Origin of the sequence: Streptomyces dysideae (assembly GCF_001514305.1) — a bacterium.
Lineage (GTDB): Bacteria > Actinomycetota > Actinomycetes > Streptomycetales > Streptomycetaceae > Streptomyces > Streptomyces dysideae.
On the sequence record NZ_KQ949182.1, the window covers coordinates 1 to 689 of the forward strand.

Consider the following 689-nt stretch of genomic DNA (forward strand, 5'->3'; position numbering starts at 1 on the left):
GGGCCATCGGATCAGCGTGTCGGCTGGCGGGTTCGCCCCCGACGAGCGCGTCCTGTTCTACATCAACAGCGCCAGCGGCACCCCGGCCTTCACCGCCAGCGCCGATGCCAACGGCAACGTCGGGTCCGTGTCCTTCGAGGTGCCGTTCGGCCTGGAGGGCGAGCAGAGCGTCGCCGCGATCGGTGACCGGACCCGGGCGGTGGTCCGCGCCAGCTTCCAGGTGATGCCGTACACGCCGAGCGCCGAGCCGAGCACGTACTCGGGCAAGGCCGGCACCGCGGTGAGCTTCTACGTCACCGGCTTCGCCGCGAACGAGACGGTGACCCTCTACGCCGGCGGCCCGAACGGCGACGCGAAGAAGATCGCGACCTTCCAGGTTGACGCCAAGGGCGCGGCCGAGGCGGCGGGCTCCTACCCGATCACCAAGGCGGATGAGGGCGGCGTGGCCTTCAAGCTCGTCGGCAGCAAGAGCGGAGGCGAGGCCAAGGCGGCCGTCAACTCGACCGAGCAGGAGGGAGAGCAGGGACAGGGACAACAGGGCCAGTAGGCCGGGCGGGCCGAACGAGCGGTCCCGAAGCCGTAGAGCGGAGAGCACCATGAGTGTCGTCTTCGGGCCCAACAGCCGGCGGGTCCTGCAGTTTCTCACTCATATCGAGGACCTGTCGCCGCAGGAGATCGACCGGGTGGGC

Annotated in this window: 1 pseudogene; it reads left to right on the forward strand. The window is 69.8% G+C overall.

The features are described from left to right. Nucleotides 1-547, forward strand: a pseudogene (locus tag AQJ91_RS48260) (hypothetical protein); the annotation flags it as partial. Between the last annotated feature and the right edge of the window lie 142 nt (nt 548-689).